Source organism: Saccharothrix saharensis (assembly GCF_006716745.1).
GTDB classification, from domain to species: domain Bacteria; phylum Actinomycetota; class Actinomycetes; order Mycobacteriales; family Pseudonocardiaceae; genus Actinosynnema; species Actinosynnema saharense.
In genome coordinates this window covers 7,765,734-7,788,849 of the sequence record NZ_VFPP01000001.1, presented here as the reverse complement: position 1 = coordinate 7,788,849, position 23,116 = coordinate 7,765,734, and the positions used below count along the sequence as shown (strand labels likewise).

Annotated in this window: 23 protein-coding genes; 8 read left to right on the top strand and 15 right to left on the bottom strand. The window is 72.4% G+C overall.

Annotated elements, in window-relative coordinates:
* Positions 1-4: 4 nt before the first annotated feature.
* Positions 5-1,267, top strand: coding sequence for a PIN-like domain-containing protein (locus tag FHX81_RS35535; protein WP_141982866.1), 1,263 nt, complete (start codon positions 5-7; stop codon positions 1,265-1,267).
* Here FHX81_RS35535 and FHX81_RS35530 read toward each other — a convergent pair.
* From FHX81_RS35530 to FHX81_RS35505, 6 genes are read right to left on the bottom strand one after another with little or no spacing between them, the layout of a single operon-like run.
* Positions 1,264-2,358, bottom strand: a complete 1,095-nt coding sequence (locus FHX81_RS35530; protein ID WP_141982865.1) for an MCE family protein — start codon at positions 2,356-2,358, stop codon at positions 1,264-1,266. The genes FHX81_RS35535 and FHX81_RS35530 overlap by 4 nt on opposite strands.
* Positions 2,358-3,323, bottom strand: coding sequence for an MCE family protein (locus tag FHX81_RS35525; protein WP_281291767.1), 966 nt, complete (start codon positions 3,321-3,323; stop codon positions 2,358-2,360). The genes FHX81_RS35530 and FHX81_RS35525 overlap by 1 nt, the downstream gene beginning before the upstream one ends.
* Positions 3,320-4,327, bottom strand: coding sequence for an MCE family protein (locus tag FHX81_RS35520; RefSeq protein WP_141982864.1), 1,008 nt, complete (start codon positions 4,325-4,327; stop codon positions 3,320-3,322). Before FHX81_RS35520 ends, FHX81_RS35525 begins: the two co-directional genes overlap by 4 nt.
* Entirely contained in the window at positions 4,327-5,292 is a 966-nt protein-coding gene (locus FHX81_RS35515) for an MCE family protein (protein WP_246108134.1), read from the bottom strand. Before FHX81_RS35515 ends, FHX81_RS35520 begins: the two co-directional genes overlap by 1 nt.
* A gap of 11 nt (positions 5,293-5,303) precedes the next feature.
* Positions 5,304-6,320, bottom strand: a complete 1,017-nt coding sequence (locus tag FHX81_RS35510; protein WP_141982862.1) for an MCE family protein — start codon at positions 6,318-6,320, stop codon at positions 5,304-5,306.
* Positions 6,317-7,408 carry an MCE family protein gene (locus FHX81_RS35505; RefSeq protein ID WP_141982861.1) on the bottom strand — a complete coding sequence of 364 codons (1,092 nt, stop codon included), beginning with the start codon at positions 7,406-7,408 and terminating at the stop codon, positions 6,317-6,319. The genes FHX81_RS35510 and FHX81_RS35505 overlap by 4 nt, the downstream gene beginning before the upstream one ends.
* Positions 7,409-7,634: 226 nt before the next feature.
* Between FHX81_RS35505 and FHX81_RS35500 the strand changes: the two genes are divergently transcribed.
* Together FHX81_RS35500 and FHX81_RS35495 are read left to right on the top strand one after the other, a co-directional pair.
* Entirely contained in the window at positions 7,635-9,191 is a 1,557-nt protein-coding gene (locus tag FHX81_RS35500) for an AMP-binding protein (RefSeq protein WP_246108133.1), read from the top strand.
* Between the two features lie 133 nt (positions 9,192-9,324).
* The gene (locus FHX81_RS35495) at positions 9,325-10,620 is read left to right on the top strand and encodes a PucR-like N-terminal domain-containing protein (protein ID WP_141982859.1); all 1,296 of its coding nucleotides are present in this window, start codon (positions 9,325-9,327) and stop codon (positions 10,618-10,620) included.
* On the opposite strand, the gene FHX81_RS35490 is transcribed toward FHX81_RS35495, so the two are convergent.
* The gene (locus FHX81_RS35490; RefSeq protein WP_141982858.1) at positions 10,589-11,215 is read right to left on the bottom strand and encodes a hypothetical protein; all 627 of its coding nucleotides are present in this window, start codon (positions 11,213-11,215) and stop codon (positions 10,589-10,591) included. The two genes, FHX81_RS35495 and FHX81_RS35490, sit on opposite strands and share 32 nt — an antisense overlap.
* Before the next feature lie 242 nt (positions 11,216-11,457).
* On the opposite strand from FHX81_RS35490, the gene FHX81_RS35485 reads away from it, so the two are divergent.
* Together FHX81_RS35485 and FHX81_RS41500 are read left to right on the top strand one after the other, a co-directional pair.
* Entirely contained in the window at positions 11,458-12,069 is a 612-nt protein-coding gene (locus tag FHX81_RS35485) for a DUF6801 domain-containing protein (RefSeq protein ID WP_141982857.1), read from the top strand.
* 92 nt (positions 12,070-12,161) lie between these two features.
* Positions 12,162-13,313 carry a DUF6801 domain-containing protein gene (locus FHX81_RS41500; RefSeq protein WP_211363649.1) on the top strand — a complete coding sequence of 384 codons (1,152 nt, stop codon included), beginning with the start codon at positions 12,162-12,164 and terminating at the stop codon, positions 13,311-13,313.
* 68 nt (positions 13,314-13,381) lie between these two features.
* On the opposite strand, the gene FHX81_RS35470 is transcribed toward FHX81_RS41500, so the two are convergent.
* Positions 13,382-14,095 (bottom strand): hypothetical protein, encoded by a 714-nt coding sequence (locus FHX81_RS35470; protein ID WP_141982855.1) that lies wholly within the window; start codon positions 14,093-14,095, stop codon positions 13,382-13,384.
* Between the two features lie 136 nt (positions 14,096-14,231).
* Positions 14,232-14,966: a GAF and ANTAR domain-containing protein gene (locus FHX81_RS35465; RefSeq protein ID WP_141982854.1), complete on the bottom strand. Its 735-nt coding sequence runs from the start codon at positions 14,964-14,966 to the stop codon at positions 14,232-14,234.
* 49 nt (positions 14,967-15,015) lie between these two features.
* Here FHX81_RS35465 and FHX81_RS35460 point away from each other — a divergent pair, with 49 nt between their 5' ends.
* The 3 genes from FHX81_RS35460 to FHX81_RS35450 are packed head-to-tail and all read left to right on the top strand — an operon-like array spanning position 15,016 to position 17,939.
* A complete protein-coding gene (locus tag FHX81_RS35460) occupies positions 15,016-15,702 on the top strand; it encodes a response regulator transcription factor (protein WP_170232289.1) in 687 nt (228 codons plus the stop codon).
* Positions 15,703-17,058 carry a sensor histidine kinase gene (locus tag FHX81_RS42730; RefSeq protein ID WP_141982852.1) on the top strand — a complete coding sequence of 452 codons (1,356 nt, stop codon included), beginning with the start codon at positions 15,703-15,705 and terminating at the stop codon, positions 17,056-17,058.
* Complete coding sequence (locus FHX81_RS35450) at positions 17,055-17,939, top strand: TAXI family TRAP transporter solute-binding subunit (protein ID WP_141982851.1); 885 nt, start codon at positions 17,055-17,057, stop codon at positions 17,937-17,939. Before FHX81_RS42730 ends, FHX81_RS35450 begins: the two co-directional genes overlap by 4 nt.
* Positions 17,940-18,127: 188 nt before the next feature.
* Here FHX81_RS35450 and FHX81_RS35445 read toward each other — a convergent pair whose 3' ends face one another.
* The 6 genes from FHX81_RS35445 to FHX81_RS35420 form a co-directional block, all read right to left on the bottom strand.
* The gene (locus tag FHX81_RS35445) at positions 18,128-18,688 is read right to left on the bottom strand and encodes a DUF5655 domain-containing protein (RefSeq protein ID WP_246108132.1); all 561 of its coding nucleotides are present in this window, start codon (positions 18,686-18,688) and stop codon (positions 18,128-18,130) included.
* 18 nt (positions 18,689-18,706) lie between these two features.
* Entirely contained in the window at positions 18,707-19,672 is a 966-nt protein-coding gene (locus FHX81_RS35440) for a VWA domain-containing protein (RefSeq protein ID WP_141982849.1), read from the bottom strand.
* On the bottom strand, positions 19,672-20,553 hold the full coding sequence (locus FHX81_RS35435; RefSeq protein WP_246108336.1) for a DUF58 domain-containing protein: 882 nt from the start codon (positions 20,551-20,553) through the stop codon (positions 19,672-19,674). The genes FHX81_RS35440 and FHX81_RS35435 overlap by 1 nt, the downstream gene beginning before the upstream one ends.
* 65 nt (positions 20,554-20,618) lie before the next feature.
* On the bottom strand, positions 20,619-21,650 hold the full coding sequence (locus FHX81_RS35430) for an AAA family ATPase (protein WP_141982847.1): 1,032 nt from the start codon (positions 21,648-21,650) through the stop codon (positions 20,619-20,621).
* Between the two features lie 133 nt (positions 21,651-21,783).
* Positions 21,784-22,317, bottom strand: coding sequence for a molybdenum cofactor guanylyltransferase (gene mobA, locus FHX81_RS35425; RefSeq protein ID WP_141982846.1), 534 nt, complete (start codon positions 22,315-22,317; stop codon positions 21,784-21,786).
* 16 nt (positions 22,318-22,333) lie between these two features.
* A complete protein-coding gene (locus FHX81_RS35420) occupies positions 22,334-23,089 on the bottom strand; it encodes an MHYT domain-containing protein (protein WP_246108131.1) in 756 nt (251 codons plus the stop codon).
* Between the last annotated feature and the right edge of the window lie 27 nt (positions 23,090-23,116).

Here is a 23,116-nt window from a genome sequence, read left to right as displayed (position 1 = left end):
GGACATGGTCGAGCAGGCAGACGGCAGCTTGGGCATCTACGACGCCTTCCCCGGCTACCGCCGTCCCCCCGAGGAGGAGCTGGCGGACGCGCTCCGATCCGCCCTGGTGGTGGTCGACGCCAACGTGCTGCTCAACCTCTACCGCTACAACGAGTCCACCCGGGACGACCTGCTGGGCCTCCTGCGCCGCGTGGGCGACCGGCTGTGGATACCGCACCAGGTGATGCGCGAGTTCTGGCGCAACCGGCTGACGGTCCTGGCCGGCCGTGCGGCGGCGACCGACCAGGTGCTCGCCGCCCTGGCCAAGCAGCACCGAGCCGCCGATGACGCGCTGCACCAGTGGGCCAAGACCACGGCCGTGGCCGACGCGGTCCGCGACGACCTCCGGGGCGAGGTCGCCGCGTTGCACGCGCGGTTGGAGACCGCCATCAGGTCGCACACGCCCCCGTCGCCCGACTCGCCGGGTGTGCCGGGACGCGAACCGGTGCTCGACCGGTTGGAGGCGCTGCTGCGCGGCAAGGTCGGCGCGCAACCCGACCACAGCCAGTGGAAGGCGCTCGTCCAGGAGGGGAAACGGCGTGCGGCGGCCAAGGAGCCGCCCGGCTACCTCGACGCGGGCAAGGACGACTCGACCCTGCCCGAGGGCGCGGCGGGCGACTACCTGGTGTGGGCGCAGGCGGTGCAGGAAGCCGCGCGGCGCGACACCGACCTGCTCTTCGTGACCGGCGACGAGAAGGAGGACTGGTGGTGGCGCTACCGCTCGGACTTCCTCGGCCCGCGGGTCGAGCTGGTCGAGGAGTTCGCCACCACGGCCGGCAAGCAGCTCTACCTGATGCGGCCCGTCGACCTGCTCCGGCGCGCGTCCGCGCTGGAGGTCGAGGTGCGCACCGAATCGGTGGACGACGTCGCCCGGGTGAGCGAGAGCCAGGAGAGCGCGCTCTGGTCGGTCGACGGGGTGGCCGAGTTGCTCCGCCACCTCGACTTCGAGGAACGACCGCACGCGGAGATCATCCGTGAGGCGGCCCGACGGGGCGGGTTCATCGACAAGGAGGCGGCTTACCGGATCGGCGGGTTCGACGACAGCACTCTCATGAGCGGTTTCATCGGCCCGGTCATGCGCATCACCCGCATGTTGAAGGGCCGCGGTGTCGTGCCGCAGTCGGTCGACACGCCCCTGATGCCCCACATGAGCGCGGAACACGGGCCCCGGTTCCACATCCCCGAGGAGATGGTGACCATCCTGGCCGAGGACGAAGCCGCGGACTAGCGCGGGGCGTTCTGCGAGCCGCGGACGCCGGTGGCGGAGCCGCGCGGGAGGGTGCAGGCGGCATCGGTGTTGAACGGGCCGGTGGAGGTGTCGAGGCCGCTGCGGCGCGGGGTGGACTCGTAGCCGGCCACGCACGGCGGCGGTTCGAAGAACGTCAGGGCCAGGCCGAACCGCGCCCGGCCGGACCCGAGGCTCGAGGCGGCCACCGACACCGCGTCGGGCACGGTCACCAGGACCTCCTCCAGCGCGCCCTGCCGGGTGACCAGCACGTCGGCCGTGGTCAGCAGGTTCGCCAGGACGACGCCGAGGTTCGGCCCGGACTCCCGCAGCAGGGCGCTCACCTCCGCCGACGCGCCCGGAGCCGCCGCGATCAACCGCCGCAGGTCGCCGTCCGACTCCCGCAGCCGTGACGCGACCCGCAGGGCGCTGTCGGCGAAGGAGTCGATCGCCGCCGAGTGGTCCAGCTGGGTCGCCAGCACACCCGCCGAGTCGTTGAGCAGCTTCGTGGTCTGCGGCAGGTGCGCGCTCGCGGTCGCGATGAACTGCGTGGTCGCGTCCAGCAGCACCTGGAGGTCCGGCCCGGTGCCGCGCAACGCCTGGTCCAGCTCGTCCACCACGGTCCGCAGGGAGTCGACCGGCACCGAGCGCGCCAAGTCGTCCAGGCTGGTCAAGACCCGCTCCACGGGCAGCGGCAGCGACGTCCGCGACCTCGGGATGACCGAGCCGTCGCCGAGGTACGGCCCGCCGTCGTGGCGCGGCCGCAGGTCGACGTACTGCTCGCCCACGGCCGAGCGGTTGGCGACCACCGCCTCCAGGTCCACCGGGATCGGCGGTGTGCCGGCCGCGATGCGCAGCTCGACCTCGACCTGGCCGTCACCCAGCCGGATCGGCCCGACCCGACCCACCGGCACGCCCCGGTACGTCACCTCGCCGCCGGTGAACAGGCCGCCCGTGCGCGCCAGCTCCACGCGCACCACGTACCCGTCGTCCACCACCACGAGCCCCACGTACTTCGCGCCGACGTACGTGACGCCGAGCAGCGCGATGATTGCGAACAGCGCGATCTGCGCCTTGATCCGGCGAGTGATCATCAGCGCGCTCCGGGCTTCAGGGTCAGGTAGGTGTTGAGGTAGTCGCCCTTGATGCCGTCCAGCACGGCGTCGGTGAACGGGAAGGTCAGCAGCATCTCCAACGACTGCGGCAGGTTCTGCCCGGACTCGGCGAGCCGCCGCAAGGTGGGCTCCAGCGCCCGCAGGTCGGCCACCAGGTCGTCCCGGCTGCGGTTCACCGTGCTCACCGCGACGTCGGACAGCCCGCGCAACGCGTCGAGCAGCCCGACGAGCTGCCCGCGCTGCTCGTGCAGCACGCGCAGGCCGGGTTCCAGCCCGTCCAGCACCTCGCCGATGTCCTCCTTGCGGGATTCCAGCGACGACGCGAGCTCGTCCATCCCTTCGAGGGCACGGGTGATCTCACCCCTGTGCGAGTCCATCTCGCCGACGAACGAGTCCAGAGTAGACAGGAGTGACCTCACCGCGGCCTCGTTGCCGGACAGCGCCGCGCTCAGCTCCCGCGAGATGTCCTGGATCTGCGCGATGCCGCCGCCGTTGAGCAGCATGGACAACGCGCCGAACACCTCCTCCACCTCGGGGTTGCGGTTGGTCCGCGTCACCGGGATCACGGCGCCGTCCACCAGCGGTGACGCCGACCGCTGCGCGGGGACGGCGAGCTCCACGTACTTCTCCCCCAGCAGGCTCGACTGGCGCAGCCGGGCCAGGGCGTTCGACGGCAGCAGCACGTCGCCGCGCACCGCGACGCGCACCAGCGCCGTGGTGCCGTCCTCGGACAACGCGATGTCCTCGACCTTGCCCACCGCCACGTCGTCCACCTTCACCCCGGCGTGCGGCACCAGGTCGAGCACGTCGTCGAACTCGACGGTCACCCGGTACGGTCGGTCGCCGAGGTCCGCGCCGCCGGGCAGCGGCAGGTCGTACGCGCTCGGCATCGCCGAACACCCGGTCAGCACGAGCACCAGCGCCACCGCCGCGAGCCGCCTCACCGCACACCGCCGGGCACGCTCAGCAGATCGGTGACGAACTCGTTCAGGTTGGCCCGCGCGGTCAGCGTCCCGGTCGCCGGGTCGTAGGCGTTGACCACGTTGTGCAGCGCCACGGGCGCGACCTCCAGCATCTCGGTCAACGACGTCTGCTGCCGCACCAGGGTGCCGGTCAGCACGGCGAGGTCCTCCACACCGGACTTCACCCGGTCGCGGTTGTCGTGCACGAAGCCCCGCACCTGTTCCAGGGCCGTGGCCAGCTCGCCCAGCGCCGCGCCGAGGTCGTCCCGTTCGGCGGCGAAGAACCCGGACACGTCGGCCAACTGGTCCGCCAACCGCCCCACCTGCTCGTCGTTGGCGGCGAGCATCGAGGTGAACGATTGCAGGTTGTCCACGGTCCCGAACAGGTCGTCGCGCGACCCGGCCAACGTCTTCGCGGCGTCCGCGAGCTGCCGGATCGACTCGCCCAGCGCGGTGCCGGCGCCGTCCAGGTTCGCCGCGCCGGTGGTCAGCAGGTCGGACAGCGCGCCCTCGCGGTTCGCGCCGTCCGGGCCGAGCGCGGTCAGCAGCGTGTCCAGGCTGGAGTACAGCTCGTCCAGCTCGACCGTGCCCGCGGTGCGCGCGCTGGTGATCACCGCGCCGGGCGGGAGCCGGTCGCCCCCGGTGTAGACGGGTGTGAGCTGCACGTACCGGTCGGCCACGATGTTGGGTGACACGACCACCGCGCGGGCGTCCGCGGGCACGTCCACGCCGTGGTCCAGCTCCAGGTCCACCCGCACCGCCCCGCCCTCGGGCAGCACGCCGACCACCCGGCCGACCCGCACCCCGAGCACCCGCACGTCCGACCCCTCGTACACGCCGACGGCGGCGGTGAAGTAGGCGGCGACCCGCGTGGGCGCGGGCCGCAGGAAGACCCACCACACCGCGATCGTCGCCACCAGCACGAGCACGAACCCCTGCGCCAGCGCCAGGACCACCCGGCGACGACCTCGTGTGCGGACGAACATCAGCGGCCTCCCGTCGGGCAGTCGCGCCGCGCGCCCGGATCGACCACGAGCCCGCACACGTGGGTGTCCACCCAGCGACCGTTGCCCAGGGAGTTGTTCAGCACCCGGTAGTACGGCCCGGCCAGCGCGAGCCCGCGGTCGAGCGCTTCCTGGTTGTTCCGCAGCACGTCGGTGACGCGTTCCAGGTTCTCCAGCGCGGGCCGCAGCTGCTCGTTGTTGTCCGCGACCAGACCGGACAGCTCCCGGGACAGCGCACGCGTGCCGTCGAGCAGGCGCGCGATCGCGTCCCGGCGGTGCCCGATCTCCTCCAGCAGCAGGTTGCCGTCGGTGATGAGCGCGGCGAAGTCCTTGTTGCGGTCCGCCAACGCGCCGCTGACCTGGTTCGCGCCCTCGATCAGCGACGCCAACTGCTCGTCGCGCGAGGAGATGGTCCTCGACAGCGACGACAGCCCGTCCAGCGCCTGCTTCACGTGCGCCGGCGAGTCGCGGAAGGCGTCCGAGAGCACCCGGAAGCTCTGCGCCAACTGGTCGGTGTCGATCCCGCGCACCGTGGTGGACAGCCCGCTGAACGCCTCGATCACGTCGTAGGGCGAGGTGGTGCGCTCGACCGGGATGGTCTCGGTGAGCGGGTCGCGGCCCTCGGAGTCCAGCGCCAGGTACTTCTGCCCGAGCAGGGTCTTGATCCGGATCTCGGCCCGGCTGCGGTCGCCCAGCTCGACACCGCTGACCCGGAACGTCACCAGCACCCGGCCGTCGCGCAGCCCGACGTCGGTCACCGCGCCCACCTTCAGGCCCGCGACGCGGACCTCGTCGTCCACGCGCAGGCCGGCCGCCTCGGCGAACTCGGCGGTGTGCTGCTCACCGCCGCCGAAGAACGGCAGGTCCTCCAGGAAGAAGGTGAGCACGGCGGTGACCGCGATGACCAGGAGGCCGACGGTTCCCAGCAGCGCCGGCCTGTGTCGCACCCCTTCGGGCGTCATCGTTGGCACCTCGCTTCGGTCACCGGGATGCCGACGGGCGGTCCGCCGGGCGCGGGCGGCGCCTCCGAGGAGGCGAAGCACAGGTAGAAGTTGAGCCAGGAGCCGTAGGAGGCGGTGCGGCCGATGGCCTCGAACTTCACCGGCAGGTTCCGGATGAACGGCTCGAGCTCGGGCGCGTTGCCCAGGTTGCCCGCGAGCAACCCGAGGGCGGCGATGTCGTCCTTGAGCGGCTGGCGGCCCTGCTCCAGCAGCGTGGCCGTGCTGTCGCTCAACGCGGCCAGGCCCGTGATGGCGTTGCCGATCGGCTCGCGGTCGGCGGCGAACCCGGACACGAGCTGCCGCATCGAGGTGAGCAGCTCGCCGAACCGGTCGTCGCGCGAGTTCACCGTCTCCAGCACCGCGTTCAGGTTCTCCACGACCTTGCCGATGACGTCGTCCTTGGCGGCCAGCGCGGAGGTCAGCGAGGCGGTGTGCGCGAGCAGGCTCTCCACCGTGCCGCCCTCACCTTGCAGCACCTGGACGATCTCGTGCGACAGCTCGTTCACGTCCTCCGGGTCCAACGCCTGGAACAGCGGCTTGAACCCGTTGAACAGCACGGTCAGGTCCAGCGCCGGCGTGGTCCGCTCGACCGGGATGAGGTCGCCGGGCGCGAGCTTCGCGCCGACGCTGCCGGCGGGCTGCTCCAGCGCGATGTAGCGCTGGCCGACCAGGTTGCGGTACTTGACGGTGGCGGTGACGTCGGCCGACAGCGAGCGGCCGTCGGCGACCGAGAACCCGACGTCCACCAGCTCGTCGTCCACCAGTGCCAAGGACTCGACCTGTCCCACCTTCACCCCGGACATGCGCACGTCGTCGCCCTCGGCCAGCGCGGTGACGTCGGTGAACCGGGCGGTGTACACGGCGGTGGCACCGACCCGGCTGCCCGCGATGGTCGCCGCGAGGAAGCCGGTGGCGGCGACCGTGACGAGGACGAACACCAGGAACTTGGTCAACGGCGCGGCGACGTTCCTCATCGGGCTCCCATCAGCAGGCCCGCCCATTCGGGCACCCGGTCCGGCGTGACGGCGTGCACCGGGCCGGTCGGGCAGTGCGGCGCGCCGCCCCGCCGGTGCGCCGGGTCGTCACGCCCGGGCACGTACCCCTCCCCCGGCGGCACGATGGTGACCTCCGCGTGCATGCCGGGCTGGTCGGTGCCCTTGCCCAGCGCCAGGTCCATCCGCGGCCGCAGCGCGTTGACCGCGCCGAGCACGCACCCGAACTCCGGCGAGTAGGTGGCGAACAGCTCGAGCGTCGGCCGCGCCCGGTCCGCGAGCGCGACCACCGTCTCGCCGTTGGCCCGGAGGAACCCGGTCAGGTCGGCCGACGCGGTGGTGAGGCTCGCGTACACCGCGTCGAGGTCGGCACGCTGCTCGGCGATCGTGCGGCTGACCGCGGTGGCGTCCGACAGGGCGCGCACCAGGTCCGGTCCCGCGTCCGCGTACACGCCGGCGACGTCGGCGAACTTCGTGATGTCGTCCTTGAGCACGGGCAACCGCGGGTTCAGCTCGCGCAGGTAGGCGTCGAGCCGGACGATCGCCTGCCCCAGGGTCGCGCCGCGCCCGTCCAGCGCCTGCGCCATCGACGTCAGCGCGGACGACAGCTTGTCCGGCCGCACGGCCTGCAACGTGGGCAACAGGTCGGCGAGCACCCGTTCCAGCTCGACCGCGCCGGACGTGCGGTCCTGCTCGATCACCGCGCCCTCGCCGAGCACGCCGGCCGGGTCGTCGGGCAGTTCGAGGCTGACGAACCGCTCGCCGAACAACGTCTTCGGCAGCAGTCGAGCGGACACGTTCGCCGGGATGCGGTCGACCTGGTCCGGCCGCAACCCCAGTTCCACCTCCGCGCCGTCGCCGCGCGAGCGGATCGCCCGCACCTCGCCGACCAGCACCCCGAGCAGCTTCACGTCCGAGTCGGCCTGGAGCTGGTTGCCGACGTGGTCGGTGCGCAGCAGCACGGTCACGCGCGAGGTGAACACCTTCTGGTACGCCGCGACGGACAATCCGCACAACGCGACCAGGAGGGCGGCGAACAGCAGCCCCAGCAGGCGACGGCGCAATGCCACGGGTATTCTCCGCAGTGGTGGTGTGAATAAACCGAAATGACGTTACCGACGAGTACGTTACTGACGGGCGGTCCACCGCACAAGAAGCCGAAAAGGCTTGTCAAGGACGTGACAAAAACCGGTCCCGGAACACTCACGTCGCTGCACAAACCCGATCGGGCGCTGGCGCCCCGGCCCGCGTTGCGACTACCAATGATTGGCGTTGTCGAGAGTCGGGGGTGCACGCGTGTCACATCTGCCGCACTGCGTTCGGGTGCTCCACCGCGCCGGGGTGGTCGCCGCGCACCGGCCCGATCGGGCGCTGCGGTCGCTGGTCGAGGTGCGCGCGTGGGGTCCGCTGCTCGGGTCGGTGCTGCGCGCCGCGCGCCACCACCCCGAGGCCACCGCGGTGGTCGACGAGACCGGTTCGCGCACCTACGCCGACCTGCGCGAGCGGTCGGCGGCGGTGGCGCGGGCGCTGCACGCGGCGGGCGTCGGCGCGGACCACGTGGTGGCCGTGCTGTGCCGCAACCACCGCGGCCCGGTGGAGGCGATGCTGGCGTGCGCCCGGCTCGGCGCGCGGGTGCTGCTGCTCAACACCGGCTTCGCCGCACCGCAGTTGGCCGACGTGGTGCGTCGGGAACGGGTGGCCGCCCTGGTGCACGACGCCGACTTCGGGCCCGTGCCGGCGGAGGTGCCGCCCGCCGTGGCCCGGTTCCGCACCGACGACTTCGACGCGCTGGTCGGCTCCGCGCCCGACCGCGAGCCGCCACGACCGGCGCGGCCGGGCAGCGTCGTGCTGCTGACCAGCGGCACGACCGGGACGCCGAAGGGCGCGCAGCGGGAGCTGCGCTCGCCGTTCGCCGCGGTGGACTTCCTGGACCGCGTCCCGCTGCGGTCGCGGGAGGTGACGCTGATCGCCGCGCCGGTGTTCCACGGCATCGGCTTCGCGCACCTGGTGCTGGGGATGGCGCTCGGCTCGACGGTGGTGCTGACGCGGAGGTTCGACGCGAGGCGGACGGTGGAGCTGGCCGCGCGGCACCGCGCCACCGCGTTGATGCTCGTGCCGACCATGCTGCGGCGCATCCTCGACCTGGGGCTGCTGGAGCTGGAGTCGCACGACCTGTCGGCGTTGCGGGTGGTGCTGAGCTCCGGGGCGGACCTGCCCGCGCCGCCGGCCGCCGAGGCGACCAGGCGGTCCGGCGACGTGGTGTACGACCTGTACGGGTCGACCGAGGTGGCGGTGGCGACCGTGGCCACGCCCGAGGACCTGCGCGAAGCGCCGGGCACGGTCGGCCGCCCGCCGCGCACGTGCCGGGTGGGCGTCTACGACGAGCAGGGTCGACGGATCACCGAGCCGGGCGTGGTCGGCCGGATCTTCGTCGGCAGCGGGCTGCGGTTCAGCGGCTACTCCGGCGGCGGCGGCAAGGACACGGTCGACGGCCTGGTGAGCACCGGCGACCTGGGGCACTTCGACCGGCACGGGCGGTGGTTCGTGGTCGGCCAGGAGGACGACATGATCGTCTCCGGCGGCGAGAACGTCTACCCGGGCGAGGTGGAGAACCTGCTGGCCACGCACTACCAGGTGCGGGAGTCGGTGGTGCTGGGCGTGCCGGATCCGGAGTTCGGGCAGCGGCTGCGGGCGTTCGTGGTGCCGGTGCCCGGCGCGCGGGTCGACCCGGAGGAGCTGAAGCTCTTCGTCCGCGACCGGCCGGCCAGGCACAAGGTGCCGCGCGAGGTCGTGCTGGTGACCTCGCTGCCGCGCAACGCGACCGGCAAGGTGTTGCGCCGGGCGCTGCGCTAGCGCCGTTCTTGTCACCCGGCGCACGACAACACTGGCGACTTTGTCACGGGAGTGCGCCCCGGTTGACAACTTTTCTTGATCAAAAATACAGTGTTCGGAATCACACCTAGCCGTTTGGTGGTGGGCGAACAGCATGAACAGAACCGGAGAAGTCCGAGCCTCCGAGTTACCGCTCATCGGGAACGCGGACCTGTGGGAGCAACTGCCCGCCGACCTCGCGCCGAAGTTCCGCGCCAGGGCCGGCGACGTGGCCGTGGACATGGTCCGGGAAATCCAGGATCAGATCGCCGAGTATTCGCAGAAGCTGGAGGGGATGTTCGGCCAAGTGGTCGTCGAGGGGGTGGAACAGGCGATCCACCAGTTCATCGACCGGATGGTCGACCCCACCGCGCAGCGCGAGGACCGGGCCAAGCTGTTCCGCCTGCTGGGCAAGTTGGAGGTCAGCGCGGGCCGCAGCCTCGACCTGCTGCAGACCGCCTACCGGATCGGCGCGCGGGTGGCGTGGCGGCGGATCTCCGAGTTCGGCCAGACCGAACGCGTGCCGCTGGCCACCATGTGCCTGATCGCCGAGGCGATCTTCGCCTACATAGACGAGCTCTCGCTGCGGTCCATGGAGGGCTACGCCGAGGCGCAGGCCCGGCACGCGGGTGCGTTGCAGCGGCGGCGCAAGCGGTTGCTGGAGCTGCTGCTGGGCGAGCCCGGCTACCACCCGAACGCGCTGGCGGAGCTGGCCGAGGCGGCGCACTGGCCGTTGCCCGACAAGGTGCTGGTGGTGGCCCTGGAACGGCGCACCGACCAGCACCAACTGCCGATACCGGTGCTGCACGAGGACATCCTGATGGACCTGGAGGGCAGTGAGCCGTGCCTGCTGCTCACCGACCCCGAACGGCAACTGGTCGCGTTGGAGCAGAAGCTGGGCGGGTGGCGCGCGGCGGTCGGCCCGGTCGTGCCGCTGGCGGCGGCGCGGCAGTCGCTGCACTGGGCGCGCCGCACCATCACGCTGATCCAGTCCGGCGTGATCGCGGACCGGCCGATGGTGGACACCACCGAGCACCTGTCGACGTTGCTGCTGCTCGGCGACGAGGAGCTGGTGCGCGAGCTGGTGAAGCGGACGCTGGCGCCGCTGGAGGGGCTGACGCCGAAGCAGCAGCAACGGATGCGGGAGACGATGACCGCGTGGGTGGAGACGCGGGGCAGCGCGCCGGAGGTCGCGTCCAGCCTCGCCGTGCACCCGCAGACGGTCCGCTACCGGTTGCGGCAGTTGGAGGAGCTGTTCGGGGCGAAGCTGCACGACCCCGACGCGTTGTTCGACATGGGCATCGCGCTGCGGGCGTTGCGGCTGCTGAACGGCTCGGCCGAGCGGACCGGGCGGTTGGGGCGCGAGGCGCCGCCGGGGTTCACGGGATCCCCGGGAGCAAGGTCAGCGTGAGGTCGATCGCGTTGCCCGGCCCGGAGATGAGGCCGGTCAGCAGCGGGTCCAGCCGCTCCCGCCCCTGGCAGCCGGCGAACGGCGGGATCGGGTAGACGCCCTTCATGCGCATCCTGGCCAGCTCGAACGGCCCTTCGAGGTCGATGGAGGCGGCTTCGACCGTCCGGCACGTCGGTCCGACGTCGAGCGGCTGGGCGTCGACCGCGACGTCGTCGAGCTCGATGTCGAGCCGGGCGTTGGCCTCGACCTGGCCCTCCTTGATGGTCCCGGTCACCTTGGCGACCGGGACGAGTCCCGTGCGCGCGGTGGTGGGCACGAAGCCGAACACGACGAAGTAGCCGTCGCTGGGCGGCAGCCACAGGTCGCCGACGATGGTGCCGTTGACGAGGTCGATCTCGGCCCTGAGCGTGCCCGGACCGATCACGAGGTCGGACTGGAGCTTGTGGATCCGGCTCACGCCGTCCACCTGGTAGTTGACCACGATGCCGGCGGCCGGCCGCGGGGCGCGCACCTCGGCGTGGCGCACCTCCCACGTCGGGGTCAGCGCCGCGCCCAGCAGCGCGGCGACGGCGGCCAGCACCACCGCGATCCTCACCGCGCACCTCCGCTCATTCTTCGAAGCTACTTTCCCCCACCGTTCCGGACAAGCTCCGGGCGATGATTTGTCACGCGGGTGACAACTCTTTACGGAGCTTTTATCGCACCCCTCACACAGCCGGGGAAACGTGAAAGAAATACTTGCCGAGCGTGCCCGAGAAAGCTACTTTACTGACGAGTAGCCTTCCGCCGCACACCGAACACCCTGCTTTCCGCACTGCTCTCGACGAGGAGACGCACATGCTGAAACTCACTGGCCGTACGGTCATCGGTGCACTCGCGGTCGCCACCGCCGTCGTCGGATCGGTGGTATTCGCCGGCGCGGGTACCGGCATGGCCGCGACGAAGAGCCTGACGCTGGCGTACAGCTGCCCGTTCCCGCTGATCGGCACCCAGGACATGACGGTCCGCATCACCGTGGCCGACCTGGCCGACTCCGCGGTGGTCGGCCAGCCGGTCCCGCCGACGCGGGTGACCGCCATCGCCACCGTGCCGTCGAGCGCGACCCTCGGCCTCAGGCTGGTCGGCGCGTCGACCGTGGAGGGCACCGCCGTCGCGAGCACCGCGGTGGACAACGCGGGCGCGGTGCAGAACGTCGTGGCCAACCTCGTGGTGGCCAAGACGAACATCCCGGCGTCCGGCTCGTTCAACACCATCGCCACGGGCGGCACGGCGCCGGTCACCTTCGCCAACGCGGGCACGACCACGGTCCGGGTCGGCGCCTTCAGCACCACGTTGACGCCGCGTCGGTCCGACGGCAGCTTGACCGGCCTCGGCACGTTCACCTCGGCCTGCACGCTCAAGCCGAACCAGAACACGCTGCTCCACACCTTCACCGTGTCGCCCGCCTGACCGTCGTCGACGGCACCGGGCAGTGATCCGACCGCGGGCGGGCCGGCGACGTCGCCGGCCCGCCCGACGTTCTCGGCAGGAGAGGACCCGACATGAGATTGCGGCACCGGGTGGCCGCGCTGGGTGTCACCGCGGCGGTGGTCGGCGCATCGGCCCTGTGGGGCGCGGGCGTCGGCAGCGCGGCGACGGCGAGGCTGACCCTGGTCTACAACTGCCCGTTCCCGTTGATCGGTGCGCAGGACATGAGCGTCGAGATCGTGGTCGAGGACCTCCCGGACACCGCGGTGGTCGGCGAACCCGTCCCCGAGGCCCGCGTGACCGCGACCGCCACCGTGCCGGAGCTGGCGACGCAGGGCCTGCGGCTCGTCGGCGCGGAGACCGTGGAAGGCACCGCGACGGCGCAGACCGTGGTCGACAACGCGGGGCTGGTGCTCGACATCGTGCCCGACCTGACCGTGGCCAAGACCCCCGTGCCGGAGTCGGGCGCGTTCGACACGGTTGCCACGGGCACCACGCCGTCGTTGAGCTTCCCCTTCGCGGGCACCACGACCATCGACGTCGGCGACTTCGTGACCACCCTGACGCCGCGCACCGCCGACGGTTCGGAGACGGGGCTGGGCACGTTCACCTCGCCGTGCACGCTCAAGCCGGGCCAGTCGACCCGCCTGTACGAGTTCACCGTGCAGTCCGAGGGCACCACGACGACCACCACCACCACCACCACGACCGAACCGACGACAACGACCACCACCACGGAGCCGACGACCACGACCACCGACTCCACGACCACGACAACGGACCCCACCACCACCACCACCACGACCACGACGGAGCCGACGACCACCACGACCGACTCCACCACGACCGATCCCACAACGACGACCACGACGAGTCCCACGACGACGACCACGACCACGACTCGGCCGACTACAACCACCACAACGACAACGACCACTCAGCCGACCACCAGCACCACGACGACCACCACCACCAGGTCCACCACCACAACGGTTCCGACCTCCACCACCACGAGCGCTGCCACCAGCACCACGGCGTCGACCACGAGCAGCACCACCACGACGACGACCACGTCGCAGACCGCGGTCCCGGTGACGCCCCCGGACAAGAACGGGCTCGCCTACACCGGCAGCTCGATCAAGGGCCCGCTGGTCCTGGGCGGCGCTCTGCTCGCACTGGGCGCCGGGGTCCTCCTCCGCCTCCGCCGCACCCGCCACCGCTCCTGACCTTCCCTTCGCGCCGTAACGCGGAACGGCCCCTCCGGCGACTGTCCGGAAGGGCCGTTCCCCGGTGATCAGCCCGGCATCGCGGGCAGCTCGCCGAGCTGGTCCGGCGTCGGCGGGGTGACCTCGACCGGCTTGCCCCAGTTCCGGTAGTTCGCGACCACCTGCGCCGTCCCACCGCCCTCCACCGGCGTGCTCACCTCGGTCTTCACCGGCAGGTCCTCGCCGTCCACCCACAGCTTCAGCACCGACGCCCGCCCGTCCAGCGTCACGTGCGCCGTGTAGCGGACGGTCTGCTTGCCGGACAGCGGTTCCTCGGCCTTCTCCACGATCCGCGCGCCCCCGGGCAGCGCCTTGCGGATGTCGGCGGCGTCGCGGATGTGGACGGCGACCTCCGCCATCGCCCGCGCCAACGCGTTGTCCGGGTCGTCCGGGTCGATCCGCAGCCACGGCTTGTCCGGCTGCGGCGCCTGGCCCTGCGGAATGCGCACGAAGATGCCTTCCGGCACCATCACGTACGCGACCTCCTCGGCGTCGGCGATGGAGATCCGGCACGATGCGGCGAAGTCGGCGGTGCGCACGCCGCAACTGCCCTTGCCGTCGGTCGCGAGGTCCACGTCGACGGTGACCGACCCCTTGCCCTCGGCGGCCACCAGGTTCGCCTCGGCCAGCGCCTGCGGCGTGTCGAACGTCCTCATCGTCGACGACGGGTCGTCGGCGCACGCGGCGAGCGCGGCGGAGACCACGACCGCGAAACCCGCCGCGGCCACACGGTTGGAGCGCATGCTTCTCCTCGGACCGGAATGGGGAAAGGCTTTTACCCGCCCACTCTAACCGGAACCCCGGAGCACCCGCGCCGATGAATTCATGCCTGTTGCGGAAACAAGAATGCCGATTCGACTTTTGTCAGAGTCGTGACAATCACGGCCGTCTTCGCACCGAGGCCAGCAGGTTGCGGGCGACCTCGCGCAGCTTGGTGTTGTGCTGCTGCGACTCGGACACGAGCTGGCCGAACGCCTCCTCGGCGTCGATGCCGTGCGCGGCCATCAGCACGCCCTTGGCCTGATCGATCTCGGCGCGTGATTCCAGCGCGTGCTGGAGGTGCCCGACCAGCCGCCGGGACCGCTCGTAGCGGCGGAACCCGGTGATGGCCGTGGACGCGGCGGTGACGAACAGCCGCAGCAGCGCCTCGTCGAACGGGTCGAACGCCCGCTCGTCGGAGCTGTAGAGGTTCAGCGAGCCGAGCATCTCGTCCTCGACCACGATCGGCGCGGACAGGTAGGCGCGCACGCCCGCGCGTTCGGCCGCGGCGGCGAACTCGGGCCACTTCTCCCGACCGTCCACCGCGGTCGCCCGCACGGGCTTGCGCGTCCGGGTCGCCTCCAGGCACGGCCCGTCACCGGCCGCGTACTGCTCGGCGTCGACCGTGAGCACCGTCTCGTCTGTCGCCGCGACCGTGGACGCGCCGTCGGGGTCCACGGCGGTCACGCTGACGTTCTCCGCGTCCGGGATGACCCTGGAGGCCGAGTCGGCCAGTTGCTGCAACGCGTCCTTCAAGGCCTGGCCGTCGGCCAGCACGCCCGCCAGCTCTTCCAGCGCCTCGCTGGCCTCGTCCAGCAAGACCGCGGGCACGTGCTCGTCAATGCTCACAGCCACTGTCTACACCTCGAACGCCATAATCGCCCCAACCAAAGGGGGTGGACGGGTGCGCGTGCTGCTCGTCGAGGACGACGACGGGGTCGCGGACGCCTTGGTCGAGGCGCTCGAGGCCAACGACCACCGGCCGAGCCGGGTGGCCCGCGGCGCGGACGCGCTCCTGGTCCACCGCGACTTCGACCTGCTGCTCCTGGACCTCGGCCTGCCCGACACCGACGGGCTGGAGGTGCTGCGCAAGATCCGCAAGGTCTCGCCGGTGCCCGTGCTCGTGCTCACCGCGCGGGGCGACGAGCGCTCGATCGTGCGCGGTCTTCGTCTCGGCGCGGACGACTACCTGGTGAAACCGGTCCGCCTCGGTGAGTTGCTGGCCCGGATGGACGCGGTCGCGCGGCGCAGCGCGGCGCTCACCGGGCCGAAGGACCGCACGGTCCGCGTCGGCGACGTGCGGATCGACCTGGAGGGCAGGCGGGTGGTGGTCGGCGACGCCGAGATCGCGTTGACCACCAAGGAGTTCGACGTGCTCGCCGTGCTCGCCGGCCGCGCGGGCACGGCGGTGAGCCGCCAGCAGCTCATGGACGAGGTGTGGGGTGACGCGTACCTGGCCGTGTCGCGGTCGTTGGACGTGCACCTGGCGGGCCTGCGGGCGAAGCTGGGCCGTCCCGGGCTGCTGACCACCATCCGCGGGTTCGGCTACCGGCTCGCCCCCGGCGGGGCCGAAGACGGAACGGGGACGTGAATGCGCCGCCGGCTGCTGTTGGTGCTGCTGCTGTTCTCCGGGGTCGCCGTGACCGCGTTCGCCGTGCCGCTGCTGTCGTCCACCGCGGCCGAGCGCACGCAGTCGTTCGTGCTGACGCGCACCGGCGACCTGGACCGGTTCGCCGCGCTCGCCCAGCAGGCCGAGACCACCGGTGACCGGGCCGCGCTGGAGGACGAAGTCACCGCGTACGTCGAGCTGTACGGCGATCCGGTGGTGGTGGTCGACGCGCGCAGGCAGCCGGTCGCCCAGTCCGGGCTGACCGCGGCCGACCCGGCGTTGGCGCGGGTGCTCGACGCGGCGCTGCGCAACCAGCCCGCGTCGTCGGTGCCGACGCTGACGCCGTGGTCGTCGGGGCACGTGGTGTTCGCGCGGCCGGTCGGCACGGGCACGAGGGTGGCCGGCGCCGTGGTGCTGCGGGCCTCGGTCGACCGGGCGGCGGCGGACGTCACCCGGCGGTGGCTGCTGGTCCTCGGTGGCGCGCTGGCGGCGGCCGTCGCCTCGGTGGTGCTGGTGCTCGCGGTGGCGCGGTGGTTGCTGAAGCCGTTGGCCGAACTGGCGATCGGCGTGCGCGCGGTGGCCGCGGGTGAACGGCGGGCGCACGTGCCGGGCAGCAGCGGCCCTCCGGAGGTGCGGGAGCTGTCGGAGTCGTTCAACCGGATGTCCGACGCCGTCACCGAGGCCGCCGACCAGCAGCGGCGGCTGATCGCGGACGCCTCGCACCAGTTGCGCAACCCGATGGCCGCGTTGCGGCTGCGCATGGACACGTTGAGCGGCCAGGTCAAGCCGGAGGGCGTGCGGGCGTACACGGCGGGCGTGGCCGAGATCGAACGGCTGGAGTCGCTGCTGGACGGCCTGCTGGCGCTGGCGGCGGCGGAGAGCGCGGCCACCGAGGTCGCGGCGGGCGGGCGTGAGCCGGAGCTGGCCGACGTGGGTGCGGTGGCGGTCGACCGGGCCGGGTTCTGGCAGGTGCCGCTGCCGGACGCACCCGCGTTGGCGGTGCTGGTGCGCTGCCCCGAGTCGGACCTGGCGCAGGTGCTGGACGTGCTGCTGGACAACGCGGTCAAGTACGGCGGCGCGGTGCGGGTGACGCTGGGCGCGGACCGCGCGGCGGGCGTCGGCTGGGTCGAGGTGCACGACGACGGGCCCGGGTTGGGCGAGGAGGAGCTGGCGTTGGCCACGTCGAGGTTCTGGCGCGGGCGGTCGGGGCAGCCGGGCACGGGGCTCGGGCTGGCGATCGCGGACCAGCTCGTCAAGGCGCGGCACGGTGTGCTGGCGCTGTCCTCGGCGGACGGGTTCACCGCGCGCGTGGCGCTGCCGCTGGAGCCGGCGCTGTGAACCGGCGGGTGTTCCTGCTCGGGCTGCTGGCCGCGGGGTGCGCGACCGGCGGGCCGTCCGGCGAGGTGGCCATCGCGTCCGGTGAGCGCGGCGGCATGTACTTCGACTTCGCGACCCTGCTCGCCGAGCAGCTCCTGGACGTGCGCGGGCGGGTGCTGGAGACGGAGGGCAGCCTGGCGAACCTGGCGCTGCTGGCGTCGGGCGAGGCCCAGGTGGCTCTCGCGCTGGCCGACTCCGCCCGCGTCGCCGACCCGGGGCTCCGGCTGCGGGCGTTGGGCCGGGTGTACGAGAACTACCTGCAACTGGTCGTGCGGGTGGACGACCCGGCGCGGGTGCCCGCCGACCTGGCCGGGCGGACCGTGTCGCTGGGGGCCGAGGGGTCGGGCGCGTCGCTGTCCGGTGAGCGGATGCTGGTCGCGCTCGGCCTGCGCGGCTCCGTGCGGGTGGAGCACCTGAGGCTGGGTGACGCGGCGGAGGCGTTGGCCGCGGGGCGGATCGACGCGCTGCTGTGGTCGGGTGGCGTGCCGACGCCCACGTTGGACGACCTGCCGGGCATCCGGCTGCTGCCGCTGGCGGGGCTCGTGCCGGGGCTGCGTGCCGCGCACGGCTCGGTCTACGACCAGGTGCCGGTGCCGGTGGGCGTGTACGGCGCGACCCGGGAGGTGCCCACCATCGGCGTGGCCAACCTGCTGGTCTGCCGGGCGTCCCTGCCGGACGACGTGGCCGCCGCCGTCACCAGCACCCTGATCTCCCGTGCCGCGGCCCTCGTCCCCCGGCAGACTTTGGGCACCCAGTTCCTCGACGTCCGCAGCCTGATCGGCACCGCCGGCCTCCCCCTGCACCCCGGCGCCGCCGCCACCTACCGCACCCACCACCACTAACCCGAGAGTCGAACGCTCGGGTCCCGAGAGTCGAACGCTCAGGACCCCTGAATTCAACGCTCAGGACGGCCGGGCGCGTTCTGAACGGTGAACTCAGGGGTCCTGAGCGTTCGACACGGTGGTCCTGAGCGTTCGACACGGTGGTCCTGAGCGTTCGACACGCGGGACGCGGGGGTTCGACACGCGGGTCAGAGGTTGGTCAGGTAGGCGTGGCGCAGGGAGGTCAGGATGTCGTCGTCGACGGCGTCCGCGCTGCCGATGCCGATCCGCACGGTGATGGTGACGGTGGCCGGGGGGCGGGGCGGGTCCTGGGGGTGGGAGGGTAGGCGCAGGCCCAGGTCGACGCGGGTGCGGGTGGCCGGCTTCACGATCGCGAACGTCCGGCGCGGCGTCACGAGGGCCACGTACGCCTTGCGCGCCCGGACGCGCATAGGTCCCAGCAACGCCGCCTCGGCCAGCAGCCGGTCGAGGATGGGCCGCAGCTCGGGCCGGTCGGCGTACTGGGCGTCCACCAGCCCGTCCGACGACGCGCGCAGCAGCTCGGGGTAGCCGAACCGCTCCATCACCAACAGCATCTGCGGATACCCCGTCACGCCCTGCTCACGCAGCCACACGCGCAGGTCACGCTCGTTGTCGTGGCCGGACGACAGCACCCGCCGGTTCCACTCCGGCACGCCCTCGCCGGTGCCGCGGCGCAGCAGCGCCACGGACCAGTCGACCATCTCCCGCCAGTTCTCCGCCACCACCACGGGCGACATACTGCCGCGTCACGGCAGACGTTGCCCGAAGAGCAGCGCGCCCGCCACGGCGATCATCCCCAGCACGGTGCCCAGCGTCACCCACGGCCGCGACGCGTCGGCCTGCTTCTTCTCGTAGCCGATCTGCTCGCCCAGCGTGTCGTACACCCGGCGCAGCTCCTCGGCGCTCGCGGCCTTGAAGAACTCGCCGCCGGACAGCTTCGCGATCTCCTTCATCGAGTCGTCGTCCACCGGCACCTCCTGCCGCCGGCCCTCGATCTCGACGACACCCTCCTCGGTGCCGAACGAGATCGTGGAGATCGGGACGCCCGCCTTCTTCGCGTCCTCGGCCGCGTCGAACGCGTCCCGCGTGCCGACGGTCTCCTTGCCGTCGGTCATCAGCACGACCCGCGCGGGCGGTGGTCCGTCCGCGCCGCCGACGACCTTGCCGAACGAGTCGATCGCCGCCAGCGCCGCCACGATCGCGTCACCGGTCGCGGTCGACTGGGCGAGCTTGAGCCCGTCGATGCTCTGCGTGACCGCGGCACGGTCGGTGGTCGGCGCGACGAGCACGGTCGCCGAGCCCGCGAACGAGATCAGCCCCAGGTTGATGCCCGGCGTGAGCCCGTCGGCGAACGACTTGGCGGCCACCTGCGCGGCCTCCAGCCGGGACGGCTGCACGTCGGTGGCCTTCATCGACAGCGACGTGTCGATCACCAGCATCACGGTGGCGCGGTTGCGCGGCACCTTCTGCTCGGCGGTCGGCCCGGCCAGCGCCACGGTCAGCGCGATGAACGCGACCATCAGCAACGCCACCGGCACGTGCCGGTACCAGCCCTGCCGCTTGGGCGCGACCTTCTCCAGCATCGGCAGGTTGGCGAACCGCAGCGTCCGCTTGCGCAGCACGCGCTGCAGCACCACGTAGAACGCGGCCAGCGCCGCCACGCCCACCAGCAGCAGGAACCACCACGGCGCGGTGAAACCCGACAGGCTCATCAGGCCACCCCTCCCGACCAGCGGCGCTTGCGCGCGACGACGAACCGCACGGTGTCGGCGATCCAGTCCGAGTCGGTGCGCAGCACCAGGTGGCCGGCACCGGCGCGGCGCAGGCCCGCGGCCACCTCGGCGCGGTGCTCGGCCGCCGCGGCGGCGAACTCCCGGCGCAGCAGCGGTGACGCCACGACCTCGCGCTGCCGACCCGACTCCGGGTCGGCCAGCACGACCGTGCCCACCTCGGGCAGGTCGACGTCACGGGGGTCGATCACCTCGATGGCCACCAGGTCGTGCCGGGCGGACAACGCGCGCAGCGGGCGCTGCCACTCCGTGCCGCCGAGGAAGTCGGAGATCACCACGACCAGGCCGCGCCGCCGCGGCGGGCGGCGCAACTGCTCGACCACGTCGGCCAGTGAGCCGCGGGTGCCCTCGGGCGCGCGTGGCGTCTCGGCGACCTTGCGGATCAGGCCGCGCGAGTGCGCCAGGCCACCGCGCGCGGGCACCCGGACGAGGTCTTCGCCGGTGGACACCAGCGCGCCGATCCGGTTGCCGCCGCCGCGGGTCAGGTGCGCGACCGCGGCCGTCGCGGCGACCACCAGGTCGCGCTTCTCGCACGCCGCCGTGCCGAAGTCGAGGCTGGGCGACAGGTCGATCGCGAGCCACGTCTCCAGCTCGCGGTCGGCGACGGTCTCGCGGATGTGCGGCACGGTGGTGCGCGCGGTGACCGCCCAGTCCATCCGCCGCACGTCGTCGCCGGGCTGGTAGGGCCGTGCCTCGCCGGGCTCGGAACCCGGTCCGGGGACCAGACCCAGGTGGTTGCCCTGGAGCAGCCCGTCGAGCCGGCGGCGCACCTCCAGCTCGAGCGTGCGCAGCGCCGCTTCCATCCGGCCGCCGTGCAGCACCGGTGGCGCCCAGTTCGGCCGCTCGCCGGTCGTCGGGTTCGGCTCGGTCACGGCCTGCCCGCGGGCTGCGGCGTCTGCGGGCGGGCCGAGACCTGCGGCAACGGCACGGTCTGGAGCACGCGGGTGATGATGTGGTCCAGCGGCACGCCGTCGGCCAGCGCGTCGTAGGACAGCACGAGGCGGTGCCGCAGCACGTCCGGCACCACGTCCACGATGTCCTGGGGCAGCACGTAGTCGCGCCCGCGCACCAGCGCCAGGGCGCGGGCGGCGGCGATGATGCCGAGGCTGGCGCGCGGCGAGGCGCCGTAGGCGACCCACCCGGCCACGTCGGTGAGCTGGTGCTCCTTGGGCGCGCGGGTCGCGATGACCAGCCGCACCACGTAGTCGACCAGCGCGTGGTGCACGAAGACCCGGGAGGCCACGCCCTGCAGGCGGACCAGCTCGTCCGGGCCGAGGACCTGGCTGGGCACCGGCGGCTCGACGCCCATCCGGTAGACGATCTCCCGCTCCTCCTCGGCCGTCGGGTACTCGACCTGGATCTTGAACAGGAACCGGTCGCGCTGCGCCTCGGGCAGGGGGTAGACGCCCTCGTTCTCGATCGGGTTCTGGGTGGCCAGGACCAGGAACGGGGTGGGCATCGGGAACGTCTTGCCGCCGATGGACACGTGCCGCTCGGCCATGACCTCCAGCATCGCCGACTGCACCTTGGCGGGCGCGCGGTTGATCTCGTCGGCGAGGACGAAGTTGGCGACCACCGGGCCGAGCTCGACGTCGAAGCTCTCGCTGCCCTGGCGGTAGATGCGGGTGCCGAGGATGTCGGCGGGCACCAGGTCGGGGGTGAACTGGACGCGGGAGAACGAGCCGCCGACGACGTTGGCGAACGTCTCCACGGCCAGCGTCTTGGCCACGCCGGGCACGCCTTCCAGCAGCAGGTGGCCCTTGGCCAGCAGGCCGACGAGCATCCGCTCGACCAGCCGGTCCTGACCGACGATCACCCGCTTGACCTCGAACACGGTGCGTTCGAGCAACTGGGCGTCACGAGCCGGCGTGTGGGTCGCCTCGGCGGCGGGCTCGGACAAAGGTCCTCCTCGACAGGGTTGTACGACGGTGGCCCAGTCTCCCCTGCCGACGGTGTGGCTCTTGTGAAGGGGGTCGGACCCGGATTCGGGCAGCGGCGCAGCTCACGCCGTCCGCACCGGATCTTGGTCCCGGTCACGGGGTCAGGTCGCGCGGGGTGTCGACGTCACGCGCCTCACCCGGTCGGGCGGTGACGGGCACGGCGTCCAGCGGGCCGAGGACGGACCTCATCGACGCGTCGCGCGGGTCGGGCGGCAGCGCTCGGCGCAACGCCGCGGTGCGCCACGCGCCGATGAGCCACTGCGAGCGCCCTTCGTCGTCCACGAGCACCGCGCCGGTGTCGCCGATGGCCGCGAGCAGGCGGTCCACCGTGGACCGGGTGATGCCCGGCTGGTCCACCGCGAGCACCACCACGAGGTCGGTCGTGACGTGCGCGAGCCCCGCGGCCAGTCCGGCGACGGGTCCACCGCCGGGCGGGTCCTCCCGCGCCCAGGTCACGCCGGGCACGCCGGCCTTGCGCGGACCCACGACGACGGTCCGCTCGGCGAGCGCGACGGCGTCCAGCACGTGGTCGAGGAGTGTGCGCCCGCCGACCACGACCGACGCCTTGTCGACGCCGCCCAACCTGCTGCCCCGACCACCCGCGAGGACCACCGCCGACCACGACACGCGCCCACGGTAGCCGTCAGGCGGCCTCGCCCAGCGCGTCGTCGTCGGAGGTGAAGAGCATCCACAGCAGTGCCGCGACCACCAGCGCGCTCGTCACGAACACCGGGAACACCAGGTCGAACACGGCCGCGCCCTGCGGGGCGGCGGCGTCCGGGTCGGTGGTGACCCGCACGGCGGCCATGCCGGTGTAGTGCATGCCGGTGACCGCGACGCCCATGATCAAACCGGCCGCCATCCGCGCCGGGGTGGTCTTGACGACCAGGGTGAACCAGAACGCGGCGGTCGCCGCCACCACCGCGATCACGCAGGACAGCGCCACCAGCACCGGGTCGTAGGAGATCCCGCCGCGGAACCGGATGGCGGACATGCCCAGGTAGTGCATGCCGGCCACGCCCAGCCCGGCGAGCAGGCCGGCGAGCAGCAGCCGCATCCTGGTGAACCGGACGAGCGTCACCAGCGACAGCCCGATCCCGACCACACCGATCGCCGCCACGGCGGACAGCGCGGTCAGCGGCACCGAGTACTTGATCGTCGCGCCGGGGATGTCGAAGCCGAGCATGGCGATGAAGTGCATGAGCCAGATGGCGACACCGCCGATGGCGAACGCGCCGAGCACGGTCCAGCGGGCCTTGACGGCGCGGTCGCGCTCGGCTTGGGCGCGGGCCATGCAGGCGAGGCCGATCAGCGAGCCGACGACGGAGACGACGTAGGCCAGCACCAGGGTGGAGAGGCCGTCGGAGAAGTGCTGCATCGAGTCGTGAGGCACAGCCATTACTAACTGACCGTGACTGCATTCACC